Annotated in this window: 7 protein-coding genes; 3 read left to right on the plus strand and 4 right to left on the minus strand. The window is 73.5% G+C overall.

The genetic code is table 11. The features are described 5' to 3' along the window. From ABZ464_RS30895 to ABZ464_RS30905, 3 genes are all read right to left on the minus strand, one after another. The gene (locus ABZ464_RS30895) at nucleotides 1–1,644 is read right to left on the minus strand and encodes a PucR family transcriptional regulator (protein ID WP_359282110.1); all 1,644 of its coding nucleotides are present in this window, start codon (nucleotides 1,642–1,644) and stop codon (nucleotides 1–3) included. 50 nt (nucleotides 1,645–1,694) lie between these two features. Then, nucleotides 1,695–3,077 (minus strand): FAD-binding oxidoreductase, encoded by a 1,383-nt coding sequence (locus ABZ464_RS30900; RefSeq protein ID WP_359282113.1) that lies wholly within the window; start codon nucleotides 3,075–3,077, stop codon nucleotides 1,695–1,697. Nucleotides 3,078–3,178: 101 nt separating this feature from the next. After that, on the minus strand, nucleotides 3,179–3,778 hold the full coding sequence (locus ABZ464_RS30905) for a hypothetical protein (protein WP_359282115.1): 600 nt from the start codon (nucleotides 3,776–3,778) through the stop codon (nucleotides 3,179–3,181). 65 nt (nucleotides 3,779–3,843) lie between these two features. Between ABZ464_RS30905 and ABZ464_RS30910 the strand changes: the two genes are divergently transcribed. Continuing rightward, nucleotides 3,844–9,222, plus strand: a complete 5,379-nt coding sequence (locus tag ABZ464_RS30910; protein ID WP_359282118.1) for a CHAT domain-containing protein — start codon at nucleotides 3,844–3,846, stop codon at nucleotides 9,220–9,222. A 44-nt stretch (nucleotides 9,223–9,266) separates the two neighbouring features. Here ABZ464_RS30910 and ABZ464_RS30915 read toward each other — a convergent pair whose 3' ends face one another. Then, the gene (locus ABZ464_RS30915; RefSeq protein ID WP_359282374.1) at nucleotides 9,267–11,069 is read right to left on the minus strand and encodes a glycoside hydrolase family 15 protein; all 1,803 of its coding nucleotides are present in this window, start codon (nucleotides 11,067–11,069) and stop codon (nucleotides 9,267–9,269) included. Between the two features lie 493 nt (nucleotides 11,070–11,562). On the opposite strand from ABZ464_RS30915, the gene ABZ464_RS30920 reads away from it, so the two are divergent. Next, on the plus strand, nucleotides 11,563–13,233 hold the full coding sequence (locus ABZ464_RS30920; protein WP_359282121.1) for a CTP synthase: 1,671 nt from the start codon (nucleotides 11,563–11,565) through the stop codon (nucleotides 13,231–13,233). 87 nt (nucleotides 13,234–13,320) lie between these two features. Continuing rightward, nucleotides 13,321–13,956 (plus strand): NUDIX hydrolase, encoded by a 636-nt coding sequence (locus ABZ464_RS30925; protein WP_359282124.1) that lies wholly within the window; start codon nucleotides 13,321–13,323, stop codon nucleotides 13,954–13,956. Nucleotides 13,957–14,089: the final 133 nt, after the last annotated feature.

Consider the following 14,089-nt stretch of genomic DNA (forward strand, 5'->3'; position numbering starts at 1 on the left):
TCAGGGCAGATGCCGGCGGGCGCGCAGGGCCAGGCTGAGGGCCAGGACCGTCTGCGGATCGTCCAGGTCGGTGCCCAGCAGTTCGCCGATGCGGGCGAGGCGGTTGTAGAGCGTCTGGCGGTTGAGGTGCAGCTCGCGGGCCGTCTCCGCCTTGCGGCCCGCGTGGGCCAGATAGGTCTCCAGGGTGGGCAGCAGGGGCGGCTTGGAGCGCAGGTCGTGGTCGCGGACGGGGCCGATCGCGCGGTCCACGAAGGCCGCCAGGTCCGGGTGGTCGCGCAGCCGCCACAGCAGCAGGTCGATGTCGAGGCGGCGGGCGTCGTACCAGGGGCGGTCCGACAGCCCCTGCGCGGCGGCCGCCGTCTCCGCCGCGTGTCTGAGGCCCGCCGAGGCCGCCGCCCAGCCGCCCGACACCCCGACGACCACGATCGGCGGCGGGGCGCCCGGCCGCCGCATCCCGGCCCGTTCCACCCCGGCCCGCAGCGCCGCGGCGACCCGGTCCGCGACCGCCGACCGCTCCGACTCCGACCGCAGGCCCACCAAGAGCGGCACCCGGCCCTCCACCGGCCGCACGCCGAGCAGCACCGGCACGCCCACCGATGCCAGCTCCTCCGCCACCGCCCGGGCCAGCACCGCCCAGCCCCCGCCCGGGGCGATCATGTCGCCCAGCCGCATCACGACCGGCAGCAGCGGGCCGGCGCCGGGCTTGAAGCCGAGGACGCGGGCCTGCGCCGGAGCGTCCTCCGCCGTGATCCGGCCCTCGGCGAGATCGGTCAGGAAGTCGCCCCGGCCGCGTGCCGCGAGCTCCTCCTCCTGACGGGCCTGCATCAGCACCACGGCCAGGATCCCCGCCGCCCGCTCGGCGGCCATCCGGTGCACCGGAGCGAGCGGGCCGCGCACGGGCAGCAGCACGAGCCGGGCGCGCACCGAACCCGCCCCCGGCCCGCCCCCGGGCACGTCCACGAGCACCGAACCGGAGGGCGGCGGCGCGTCCTTGCGCGGGCCGCGCAGCCCCTCCCACACCTGGAGCGGATCCGCCCCCTCGGGTCCTTCCCCGGCGGCGTACAGCAGCTGACCGTCCGTCGTCTCCAGGAACACCGGGTTGCCGCCGAAGTCGGCCAGGATGCCCAGCACCTGCGGGATCCCGCCGCCGCCCAGCAGCGCCTCCGTGCAGCGGCGGTGCACCTCCTCCGCGCGCTGCAGCAGGGCGTAGTGGCCGTTGACGATCTCGGTGTGGATCTCCTCCGTGACCGTCACGAACGGCACCTCGCGGTGCAGTTGCACCAGGGGCAGGCCGTTCGCCCGCGCCGTCTCCACGAGGGTCGCGGGCAGCCGGGTGAAGCGCGGGCCCAGCTCGATCACCAGGGCCGCGATGCCCCGCTCGGCCAGGGTGCGCACGAACGCCCGCTGCTCGGCCGGCCGGGTGCCGAGGCCGTAGCCCGTGGTCAGCAGCAGCTCGCCGCCCTTGAGCAGGGAGGCGATGTGCGGGACCTCGCCTGCGTGCACCCAGCGCACGGTCCGCCCCAGCCGGTCCGCGCCCGCCAGGATCTCGGGCAGCCCGCTGCGCAGGCCGGGCAGTTCCAGCGCCCGCCGCACGGTGATGCCGGCGTCCTGGCTGTCGGGTCGGTGGTCGGTACGGCTGTCCATGCAGCGGACGCTACCTGCGCGGACGCCCCGGCAGACAGCCGAGCGGCCGGTCAGGCGGGCTTGATGTTGTGGTTGAAGCGGAAGACGTTGTCGGGGTCGTAGTGCCGTTTGACGTCCGCGAGCCGCCGCGCGTTCTGCGCGCCGAGGCCGGCCACGACCCGGTCGGTGCCCTCGTCGCCGATGAAGTTCAGATAGACGTCCCCGGTGCTCCACGGCCGCGTGTCGGACCGTACGTCCCGCACCCACGCGACGCAGCGCTCGTCGTCGGCCGGGTCCTCCCAGAGACCGAAGGGGTGCACGCCCCACGGCGCGTCGCGGTACGGCACCGGGTAGTCGTGCGGGCCCGCGGCGATCGCGCCGCCCTGCGGGAACAGCGCGTGCATGGTGCCCGTCGGCACCGGCACAGACTCGCCGCGGGCGCAGTAGACGTCCACGAACTCGTCCGGTACGCCGGTCAGGTACTCCGCCGACCAGTAGTTCCGCATGCCCGGCGGGTCGTCCAGCATGCACTGCACCTCGGCGTACGGCATCGCGCCGACGACCGCCGCCTCGTGGGGCAGCGCCAGCATCGGCTCGGCCACCTTGCGCAGATCGGCCTCGGAACCGGCGTATGTCAGCAGCGCGCCGACCAGCAGGGTGCCGACCAGGTGCGGCGGGACGAACTCCGCCGGCGGGCCGGTGAAGTAGACGACCATGCCGCTCGCCTCGTCGGGACCGGCCGCGATCACCTCGCGGTAGGTGCGGGTGACCTCGCGGCCGAAGTCGGGCTGGTACAGCAGCAGCGCGATCGAGAAGTCGGGCAGGTCGTGCAGGCCGAGGGTGAGCGCGGTGGCGACGCCGAAGTTCCCGCCGCCGCCGTGCAGGGCCCAGAACAGCTCCGGGTTGTCGTCGGCGTCGGCGTGCGTCCGGGTGCCGTCGGCGGTGACCAGGTCCACGCCGAGCAGGTTGTCGACGGCCAGGCCGAAGGAGCGGTCCAGCCAGCCGGAGCCGCCGCCGAGGACGAAACCGCCGACGCCCGTGGTGGAGGCCCGGCCGCCGGTGGTGGCGAGCGAGAAGGGGGCGCAGGCGCGGTCCAGGTCGCTCATGGTGGCGCCGCCCGCGATGCGCACCGTACGGGCCTCGGGATCGACGGCGACCGTCCGCATGTGCCGCAGGTCGGCCACCACCGCGCCGTCCCCCAGGGCGCTGCCCGCCACGCTGTGCCCGCCGCCGCGCACCGCGACGCGCAGGTCCAGGTCACGGGCGAAGCGGACCGTCCGTACGACGTCCGCCTCGTCCACGCACTGCGCGATCACCGCAGGCCGCCGGTCGACCATCGCGTTGAAGACCGTGCGGGCCTCGTCGTAGCCCGGGTCGTCCGGGGCGAACACGTCGCCCGACAGTTCTTCGCGCAGCGCGGCAAGGGCCGCGCCCGCCTTCGACGGGGAGGCCATGGGGCGCCCCCTTCCGTGCAGGGGCAGTATGACCTTCCCAGCCTAGGCGCGCGCGGCGGCGCGGTCCTGTTGGGCCGGGGGAGAGGACCGGCCGGAGCCCGTCAGAGGTCCGGCACCACTTCCTCGACCTGGAACTCGACGTCGGCGGCCTGACCGTCGAGGGAGATGGTGACCCGCAGGGTGAAGTCCGGCCGGCCGATGCGCAGGACGTACGCGGTGGGCCGGCCGTCCGGGCCGGGCGCCACGGGCTCGGACGGCGGCAGCCGATCGGCCGGGGGCAGGGGGACGTCGGAGCCGTCCCGCCCGGCCGTCCGCCGGACGGCGTCGACGGCCAGCCGGGCCAGCCGGTCGGCCTCGGCCCGGTCGATGGCGGCCCTGCGGGCCTCCCTGCGCCGCCGCAGATAGCCCGCGGCGGACTGGCAGCCCGCCCACACCGCGCTGGCGGCCGCTCCGCTGCCGATGGCCTCGGCCAGCGCGGCCACCTCGGACCAGTCGCCCGCTCCCATGGTGGGGCGGTGCTGCCGACGGTGCGCGAGCCGGCTCAGCTCGTCCAGAACGGCACGGTCGGGCAGTTCCCCGGCGCCGTCGACGCCCTCGGTGTCGAAGAGCACCAGCCAGTGCTCGGCGTCGATGAGGGGGGTCGTCCATGTCCGAGGGTGCCCGCTTGTCGCGCTGTCGGGCGTTCTGGCCTGATGCGTCATCAATTCCCCCTGTCCGAGGTCGCCTTGCAGCGTATAGTCGGCGCTTCTCGGGGAGGGGCGATTCCGTGGGATCGAGACCGATTCAGGCCCTGAGAGACACACCGGTCTGGCGAGCCTCCGGCGGCAGTCTCTTCGCGTACGAGGCCACGTACGTCGTGGTCAACGCCGCGCGCGCGGTGGCGTTCGACGCGCTGGCGCTCCTCCCGCCCGCCGCGCTGGGCCTGTGGTGGGTGGGCGTGGCGCCGACTCCCGCAGCGGACTACGACGTGACCCCCGACCCGCTGCTGCAGTTCATGCTGCGCCACCGGATGTGGGCGGTCCTCCCGGTGCTGCTGGCCCTCACCGCGTGCGCCGTCGTCCTGCGCCTGGGCCGCCGGTCGACCCGGCGGCTGCCGTCGGGGACCGCGGTCAGCGTGGTCACCCGGCTGCCGCTCTACGCGGCGGTGTTCACCGCGGGCCTGTTCTGCCTCAACGAGTTCTTCGTGCCGGGCAGTCTCGCGGTCCGGTTCGGCCCGATGACGGTCGCGGTCCTCTACGGCTGGCTCGTACGCCGCGTCATCGCCCGGGCCCGGCTGCTGGCCGCCACCCGGGCCGGCTTCCGGCCCCCGTTCCGGGCCACCTGGTCGCGCCGGGCGCGCGGACACCTGCGCCGGTGCGTCGACCTGCGGCGCGGCGGCCGTACCGGACCGCCGCGCGAGGCGCTGGACGCGCACGCGTACTTCGTCTCCCGGGGGGCCACCGCGGCGGCGGCCTGGTGCGCGGCTCGCGCGGTGGACGACGCGCTGGGGGCCGGGCGGGCCGCGGACGTGGAGTTCCTCTTCGACGCGCGCCGGACCGCGTCGGACGGTGAGGACGGCGAGGGCGACGAGGGCGACCCCTGGCGGCAGGAGCCGGCCTTCCAGGCCGCCCACGGTCTGTTCTGCCAGGCCACCGGCCGGTACGAAGAGGTGGAGGGGCACCTGGACAAGGCGCGCAGGACGCTGACGACCCGGGAGCGGCCCGTGCCGCCGGCGCTGCGGATGCTGATCGCCCTGGAGCGGGCCGACATCCCCAGGTGGCCGGACCGTACGCTGCTGCGGCTGGTGCTGGGACAGCGCTACGCCCTGGTCCTGCGCCACCTGCTGGCGCGAGCGGCCGGCCTCGCGGACACGGCGGACGAGGAGGACGGGCTGCGGCTGGCGCGCCGGATCGCGAACCTGGTCACCGAGCTGGGCGAGCCGCTCTTCAGCACGGAACTGACCCCGGTGGAGGCGCTGGACCTGGTCGCCGTACGGGCGGAGTCCTACGCGCTCATCGGCAACCGGCTGCTCGCCCGGCGCCGCTACCGCGAGGCGGTCGAACCGCTCACCACGGCCGGCGAACTGTTCCAGGAACTGGCCCAGCCGGAGCAGGCGGGCCTGTGGAGCGCCTGGGTCATCACCGCGTGTCTGCTGCGGCGGGACGCCCGGTCGGCCGTGGCGGAGGACCGCCTGCTCGAAGGCCTGCTGCACAGTCTGGAACGGGTCGAGGCGCCCCGCGGACGACTGCGCGACCGCCACAACCGGCTCGGGCTGGCCAAGGCACGAGGCGCTCTGGCCGACGCCGTCTTCACCGCCCTGGACACCGGTGTGGTCCACCACCCCCGGCGGGCCGCCGAGCTCGCCCTGTGGTTCATGGAGTCGCTGAACCGCAACGCGCTGGCCGACGCGATCCGCCGAGGCCTGCGCCACACCCCCGAGGACAAGCTGCGGACCCTGCTCGCCGAGCTGGACGCCGACGAGCGGGTCACGGTCTCCGCGGAACGGGCGGCGCGGGCGAACGAGCGGCACCCATCCGCCATGGACGGCGCACAGGCCGTACGGCGGGCGCAGATCATGGAGATCGAATCCCGCGAGATGGCGCAGGCGCTGTTCCCCGATCTGCCCGACGTCCGCCGACTCCAGTCCGCCCTGGCCGGCCGGGTGGCGCTGACCTACCGGTGCCGTGAGGACACGGCGGGGTGGCACATCGCCTGCGCGATGGCGGGCCCTTCGGGGGTGCGACTGCACTGCGCGACGCTGCCCGTGCCGCCGCGGGGTGCGCCCGGCGGCAGTACGCCGCACGGGCTGCTGACCATGCTCGCCGACACCGGCGAGGGCCGCGACGACGACGGCATACCGCAGGCCGCTCAGGTGCACACCGAGATCGCCTTGTCGCGGCCCGTGTGGGACGAGCTGGCCGACGTGCTGCTGCCCGCCGGACTCGGCACCTGGCTGGAGCAGTCGTCCACCCCCGACGCCCCGGCCGTCCTCGTCGTGGTCCCGGACGGACCACTCGCCCTGGTGCCCTTCGCCGGTCTGCGGCTCACCGGGAACCGGACGCTGGCCGAGTGCGCGACCACCGTCTTCGTGCCCGGCCTCGGCCTGCTGGTGCCGCCGGGCGACCGGCCGGTGGGGGACCGGCCGGCGGGGGACCGGCCGGCGGGGGAGGGGGCGGCGGCTCAGGAGGAGGCTGGGCAGGGGACGGCAGCACACCGCGTCGGGCCGCCGGTCCAGGGGCGGGTGATCGCCCATGCCGCCGTGCCGATGTTCACCGAACGACTCACCGCGTTCGTCGAGCGGGAGCCCCTGCCGCCGCCGGTGAGCGAGCCGGCGAACCGCGCGGACCTGCACGAGGCCCTCCGCACGGCCGCACCGGACGACGTGGCCGTGCTCTTCCACCACGGCGACACCGCCCCCGACTCCGCCAGCCGAGGTGTCCGCCTCGCCGACGGCGGATACCTGTCGGCCACCACCGCCCGCAGATGGAACTGGCCGGGCACCGTCGTCCTGGGGTCCTGCTGGGCCGCCCATCTGCTGCCGGCCGAGGCGCAGGAGCCCTTCGGCCTGCCGACCGCGTGTCTCCTGGCGGGCGCCCGCAGCGTGGTCGGCGGTCAGGCCCCGATCAACGCCAGCCCGATCGTGGCCTCCGTCATCGCCCGGGTCGTGGTGGGCAGCGCCCAGGGCGAGCGGCCGGCCCAGACGCTGGGCGGGGCGCTGCGGACCCTGAGCCGTACCCCGCGCGTCGGCACCGGAGCGGCCGCCGGCTGGGCGAACCTGACCTGCTGGACCACCGACCCGCCGCCCGCGGCCCGACGACTCGCGGACACCTGGAGATCGTGGACGTCCCACAGCGACGACGAGCAGCCGGACGTCCACGGCTCCCTCCGGTTCGATGTGCTGCGCAAGGTCAGCCGCCCCGGCGCCACGACGTCACGACCTCGGGGCCCCGAGCTGAGCGAGTCGTCCCGGCGCGCGCTGCGCCACGCCCGGACCCTGCTGCCGTCCGGGTCCCCGGTGACCACGCTGGCGCTGCTGGCGGCGGTCACCGAGACGGACGGCGGCGCCGCCTCCCCGTGGTCGGCGTTCTGGCACGCCTTGGACACCGTGGCTCCCGACGGCGCCGCGACGCGGTCCGGCCACGAGAGGGGGCGGGTGGTCCTGACCGTCGGATGCGACGAGCGGTTCGAGGTGAGCCAGGCGCTCATGGCGGCCCTCGAAGGCGGTCGGCGACTGGCGCGGCACCAGGGCCACGGAGTCGTCGATCCCGTTCATGTCGTCCACGGCATGGCCGCCGACCACGACTGCGCGGCGGCCGTGTGGCTGGGCGCCGTGGATGCGCGGGGACAGGCCGCGGTCGTACGGCTGCTCGTGGACCGCGTCCGCGGTGCGGACCTGCCGGGTGCGGACCTGCCGCCCGCGCCCCGGCTCCCCGCCGACTCCTCGCCCCCCGAGGCCCCGCGGAACCCGATCGGTACGTCCCCCGAGTCCCCCGAGTCCCCCGAGTCCCCCGAGTCCCCCGAGTCCTCCGAGGCCCCGCAGCGCCCGACCGGTACGTACCGGCTGGTCCCCTCGGCCGAACTCGGCGACTGGGCCGCGCGGCTCGCCGAGGCCCAGTCGGCCGCCGGACCGCTCGCGGCGGCCCCCGGCCCCTCACCCGAGGCCGGCACCGCCGGGCTGCTGGCCCACATGGCCGACCGCCATGACCCGGCGCTGCACGCCTGGGCCGTGGCAGGCATCGTCGTCCGCCCGGCGCGACAGGGCGACGAAGCACGCGAGGGCGGTGTGCGGGTGGAGGTCGGGAACGTCGCGCCGACCGTCAGCGCCGCCGTCGCCGACAGCCTGCGGCGGGCCACCGACCTCGCCCACCACCTCCGGCATCGGGAGGTGACCTCGGCCCATGTGCTCTTCTGCGCCCTGGACCTGCCCGGGACCGACGCCGCCGCCCGCCTCGCCTGGGACCCCGCCCGGCCCGGCCCCCGTACCGTGCTGGCCGAGAAGATCCTGAACTGCCCCGACCTGCCGCCGGACCGACTGCCCGAGGCGCCCTCCCCCGAGCGGCCCGCCGACTTCCTGGACCATCCCGCGTGGACCCCCGTCCTGATGGCGGGCGCCCTCGCGGCCTGGCTGGCGCCCAAGGCGCTGAAGCTGGTGGTCGGCATCGTCGTCGTGCTCCTCATCGCCGCGACCGTCGCGCAGCACCGCTCGGGGAAGGCCATGGCGGCCGACGCCTGGCTGGACGCGGCGGCGCCGCGGCTCACCGCCACGGTCCAGGGCCCCGGCGCCGGGCAGGAGCGCCCGGCGTCCCTGATCGGCCCGCTCGCCGACCGCTACGTCATGCCCCGGATCAGCGGGTGGAAGGCAGTGGCGCTGGAGACGTTCTTCGGCGAGGCGAAGGACCCGGACGCGCTGCGGGGCCACTACCTCTTCGTCACCGCCGCGGCCGACGGGCTGTCCGTCGAACACCCCGTCCGCGTCCGGTACCGGGGAGCGGAGCTGGGCGGGACCGAACACTGCGCGGGCCGGTGGGGTGCCGTCTTCTGTCTGGTCGACGTCCGGCTTCCCGCCTCGCTCCGGCCGCACCTGACCCGCTGGGCCTTCGCCACCGAGCCGGCCGGAACCCCGACGGCCTTCCTCGGCTCCGGCAGGGCCGGGGCCACCTCCCGGCTGGGGCGGCTGTACGAGGTCGACGACTTCTTCCAGTCCACCGTCGCGTCCGACGGCACGGCACCGCTGATGACCACACCGGTGCTGACGCAGCGGCGCGCCCAGGAACCCGCACTGCTCGGTTACGTCGTGTTCGTCACGCCCGACGGCCAGGGCACGATCGTGCCCTCCGACGTGGTCGCGGGGTACGCACAAGGCCTCGCGCAGAGGTTCGTCGGCCCTGTCGACGGCGACCAGGCCTACGCCGGTGTCCGGACCGCCGGCGCCGCGGACGGCCTGCGCGTGACGGAGGTCGTGCCGGGCTTCGCCGCCGATGTGGCCGGGGTGCGCGAGGGCGACCGCATCACGACCGTGGACGGCCGCCCGGTCCGCACCCCCGACGACCTCGGCGCGGCCGCCGCCCGACACCGCCCGCACTCCACGTCGACGCTCGGCATCGTGCGGGGCGCGAAAGCCCTCACCGTCACCATCCGGTGGGGATACCGCCCCGTCGGGAGCTGATGGCACGCAGGGGAGGGATCCTCCCCTGCCCGGCGATGATCGCGTCAGCCGCCGTAGGCCCCCGAAGCCGTCAGCCGCAGTGCCGTGTCGATCAGGGGCACGTGGCTGAAGGCCTGGGGGAAGTTGCCGACCTGGCGCTTGAGACGGGGGTCCCATTCCTCGGCGAGGAGGCCGAGGTCGTTGCGCAGGGAGAGCAGCTTCTCGAAGAGCTTGCGGGCCTCGTCGACGCGGCCGATCATCGCGAGGTCGTCGGCCATCCAGAACGAGCAGGCGAGGAAGGCGCCCTCGTCGCCGGGGAGGCCGTCGACGCCCTCGTTGTCGCCCGAGGTGGGGTAGCGCAGGATGAAGCCGTCCGGGGTGGACAGCTCCCGCTGGATCGCCTCGATGGTGCCGATGACCCGCTTGTCGTCGGGCGGCAGGAAGCCCATCTGGGGGATCAGGAGCAGCGAGGCGTCCAGTTCCTTCGAGCCGTACGACTGGGTGAACGTGTTGCGTTCCTTGTCGTAGCCCTTCTCGCACACGTCCCGGTGGATGTCGTCGCGCAGCTCGCGCCACCGCTCCAGCGGGCCGTCGGCGTCGCCGGACTCGATGAGCTTGATGGTGCGGTCGACGGCGACCCACGCCATCACCTTGGAGTGCACGAAGTGCCGGCGCGGGCCGCGCACCTCCCAGATGCCCTCGTCGGGCGTGTCCCAGTGCTTCTCCAGGTAGCGGATCAGCTTCAGCTGGAGCAGGGAGGCGTAGTCGTTGCGGGCGAGGCCCGTCATGTGGCCGAGGTGCAGGGCCTCGGTGACCTCGCCGTAGACGTCCAGCTGGAGCTGGTGCGCCGCGCCGTTGCCGACCCGGACGGGGGCGGAGTTCTCGTAGCCCGGCAGCCAGTCCAGCTCGGCCTCGCCCAGCTCGCGCTCGCCCGCGATGCCGTACATGATCTGCAGGTTCTCGGGGTCGCCGGCGACCGCGCGCAGCAGCCACTCGCGCCAGGCGCGGGCCTCCTCGCGGTAGCCGGTGCGCAGCAGCGAGGAGAGGGTGATGGCCGCGTCGCGCAGCCAGGTGTAGCGGTAGTCCCAGTTGCGGACGCCGCCGATGTCCTCGGGGAGCGAGGTGGTGGGGGCCGCGACGATGCCGCCGGTGGGGGCGTAGGTGAGGGCCTTCAGGGTGATCAGGGAGCGGATCACCGCCTCGCGGTAGGGGCCGTGGTAGGTGCAGTGCTCGACCCACTCGCGCCAGAACTCCTCCGTCGCCTCCAGCGACTGCTCCGGCTCCGGCAGCGGCGGCGGCTGCTTGTGCGAGGGCTCCCACGAGATCGTGAACGCGATCCGGTCACCGGGGGCGACGGTGAAGTCCGCGTACGTGGTCAGCGACTTCCCGTAGGTCTCGGCGGTGGTGTCGAACCACACCGAGTCCGGGCCCGCGACGGCGACCGTGCGCCCCTCGTGCTTGTGCACCCACGGGACGACACGGCCGTAGGAGAAGCGCATGCGCAGGGTGGAGCGCATCGGGACGCGGCCCGTGACGCCCTCGACGATGCGGATCAGCTGGGGCGCGCCGTCGCGCGGGGGCATGAAGTCGGTGATCCGGACCGTGCCGCGCGGGGTGTCCCACTCGGACTCCAGGATCAGCGAGTCGCCGCGGTAGGTGCGGCGGGCGGCGGCGGGCGGCCGGGTGTCGGAGGCGTGGGCGGGGCCCAGGCGCCAGAAGCCGTGTTCCTCTGTGCCGAGCAGACCTGCGAAGATCGCGTGCGAGTCGAAGCGGGGCAGGCACAGCCAGTCCACTGTCCCGTCACGGCAGACCAGGGCAGCGGTCTGCATGTCTCCGATGAGTGCGTAGTCTTCGATGCGCCCGGCCACGTGCAACTCCAGTCGAACGGCCACGTCACCCCCACGCGAACGGGGGGCTGTCGCTAGTGCGGTCAAGGGGTCGTTGTAATGCGTCGTTGAGCGATGAAGCAAAGCAAACGCTCCGCCGTATGGGCAAAACGCCAATTCTTGCTCAACGAACTGACGAGCTCTCGTTGTTCCGGTGGTTACGGGCTGGGGTGTGCCGTCTGACCGGCCGGGCTCGGCAGCGAGTGTCCGAGCAGGATACGACGCACGTAGATGATCTGTGTGTCGCTCCGGGCAACGTGCGTACGCCGAACGGGTGAGCCACCGGTGAGAAGCCCGTAAGAAGTAGTCTGCCCGGCTCGCGCGAATGGCGCGTCCGGTGTCGGCGCGTACCCGGAGCGTGGCCGGAAGCCATCCCGTCGAGGCGCTGATACCCTGGTAGCCCGTGGACCGGTGGGCTCGAAACCCCCGAACCGCAGCGACCCCAGACCGCGACCACGGGAGCCCCCTCTTGGCCATGCCGCCGAAATCTACGACGACCAAGCACATCTTCGTCACCGGGGGTGTCGCCTCCTCTCTCGGCAAGGGTCTGACCGCCTCCAGCCTGGGCATGCTGCTCAAGGCGCGCGGTCTGCGCGTCGTGATGCAGAAGCTCGACCCGTACCTGAACGTCGACCCGGGCACGATGAACCCCTTCCAGCACGGTGAGGTGTTCGTCACCAACGACGGCGCCGAGACCGACCTGGACATCGGCCACTACGAGCGCTTCCTCGACCGCGACCTCGACGGCTCGGCGAACGTCACCACCGGCCAGGTGTACTCGACGGTGATCGCCAAGGAGCGGCGCGGCGAGTACCTGGGCGACACCGTGCAGGTCATCCCGCACATCACCAACGAGATCAAGCACCGCATCCGCCGTATGGCGACGGACGAGGTCGACGTCGTGATCACCGAGGTCGGCGGCACGGTCGGCGACATCGAGTCGCTGCCGTTCCTGGAGACCGTCCGCCAGGTGCGGCACGAGGTCGGCCGGGACAACGTCTTCGTGGTGCACATCTCGCTCCTGCCGTACATCGGCCCGTCCGGCGAGCTGAAGACCAAGCCCACCCAGCACTCCGTGGCCGCCCTGCGCAACATCGGTATCCAGCCCGACGCGATCGTGCTGCGCTGCGACCGCGAGGTGCCGACCGCGATCAAGCGCAAGATCTCGCTGATGTGCGACGTCGACGAGGCGGCGGTCGTGGCCTGCCCCGACGCGCGGTCCATCTACGACATCCCGAAGACCGTGCACGGCGAGGGCCTGGACGCCTATGTTGTCCGCAAGCTGGACCTGCCGTTCCGCGATGTGGACTGGACGACCTGGGACGACCTGCTCGACCGCGTCCACAACCCCGACCACGAGATCACCCTCGCGCTGGTCGGCAAGTACATCGACCTGCCCGACGCCTACCTCTCGGTCACCGAGGCGCTGCGCGCCGGCGGCTTCGCCAACAAGGCCCGCGTGAAGATCAAGTGGGTCACCTCCGACGACTGCAAGACCCCGGCCGGCGCCAAGGCGCAGCTCGCCGACGTGGACGGCATCTGCATCCCGGGCGGCTTCGGCGACCGCGGTGTGCTCGGCAAGGTCGGCGCGATCCGCTACGCCCGCGAGAACCGGATCCCGCTGCTCGGCCTCTGCCTGGGCCTGCAGTGCATCGTGATCGAGGCGGCCCGCAACCTCGCCGACATCGGCGACGCGAACTCCACCGAGTTCGACGCGGCCACCGCGCACCCGGTCATCTCCACCATGGCCGAGCAGCTCGACATCGTGGCGGGCGAGGGCGACATGGGCGGAACGATGCGCCTGGGCATGTACCCGGCCAAGCTGGCCGAGGGCTCCATCGTCCGTGAGGTCTACGACGGCAAGGAGTACGTCGAGGAGCGGCACCGTCACCGGTACGAGGTGAACAACGCCTACCGCGCCGAGCTGGAGAAGAAGGCGGGCATCCTGTTCTCCGGCACCTCGCCGGACGGCAAGCTCGTCGAGTACGTCGAGTACCCGCGCGACGTCCACCCCTACCTGGTCGCCACGCAGGCGCACCCCGAGCTGCGCTCGCGGCCCACGCGCCCGCACCCGCTGTTCGCCGGCCTGGTGAAGGCCTCGGTCGAGCGGCAGCGGGTCGAGGGCGAGCGGGAGAATTCCAAGTAACACACCAGCTTGTACGGTGGCCGGGGTGCTTCCCTTCAAAGGTGAGCACCCCGGTTTTCGTTTATGCACGTGGAAGGGCTGCAGGGCATGACGATCAGGACGATCAAGGACACCCCCGAGGCATGGGAGATCCGCTCCACGGAGACCCCCTTCGTGGGCAACAAGACCTCCGTCCGTACGGATGAGGTGGTCATGCCCGACGGTGGCGTGGTCCGCCGCGACTATCAGGTCCACCCCGGATCCGTCGCCGTCCTCGCCCTCGACGACGAGGACCGGGTGCTGCTGATCAAGCAGTACCGCCACCCCGTACGCCACAAGCTCTGGGAGATCCCCGCCGGTCTGCTCGACGTGCCCGGCGAGAACCCGCTGCACGCCGCGCAGCGCGAGCTGTACGAGGAGGCACACGTCAAGGCCGAGGACTGGCGGGTGCTGACGGACGTGTACACGACTCCCGGCGGCTGTGACGAGTCGGTACGGGTCTTCCTCGCCCGGGGGCTGTCCGAGGCCGAGGGACAGCGTTTCGCGGTGGAGGACGAGGAGGCCGACATGGAGCACGCGCGCGTGCCGGTCGACGAGCTCGTCCGGGCGGTGCTCGCGGGCGATGTGCACAACACCTGTCTCGTGGTGGGCGTGCTGTCGTTCGCGGCCGCACGCGGCGGGGACGGCCTCGACGCGCTGCGTCCCGCGGAGGCGCCCTGGCCGGCGCGCCCGTTCGAGGCCTGAGCCGCCGCACGCGCGGCTGCGGTGTGACGATCGCCTGATCCGATCGGGGGACCTCATGGCTGCGCCCCACCGTCCTGCGCCCGGAACGTCGCAGAGCGTGAACTAGGCTCTGGAATCGTCCGATCCGGAGTCC

The sequence above is a fragment of the Streptomyces sp. NPDC005820 genome, assembly GCF_040630255.1.
Lineage (GTDB): Bacteria > Actinomycetota > Actinomycetes > Streptomycetales > Streptomycetaceae > Streptomyces.

Coding starts and splice junctions, on each gene's coding strand:
- ABZ464_RS30895 (WP_359282110.1), bottom strand. CDS start 1,644: ATGGACAGCCGTACCGACCACCGACCCGACAGCCAGGACGCCGGCATC.
- ABZ464_RS30900 (WP_359282113.1), bottom strand. CDS start 3,077: ATGGCCTCCCCGTCGAAGGCGGGCGCGGCCCTTGCCGCGCTGCGCGAA.
- ABZ464_RS30905 (WP_359282115.1), bottom strand. CDS start 3,778: ATGACGCATCAGGCCAGAACGCCCGACAGCGCGACAAGCGGGCACCCT.
- ABZ464_RS30920 (WP_359282121.1), top strand. CDS start 11,563: ATGCCGCCGAAATCTACGACGACCAAGCACATCTTCGTCACCGGGGGT.
- ABZ464_RS30925 (WP_359282124.1), top strand. CDS start 13,321: ATGACGATCAGGACGATCAAGGACACCCCCGAGGCATGGGAGATCCGC.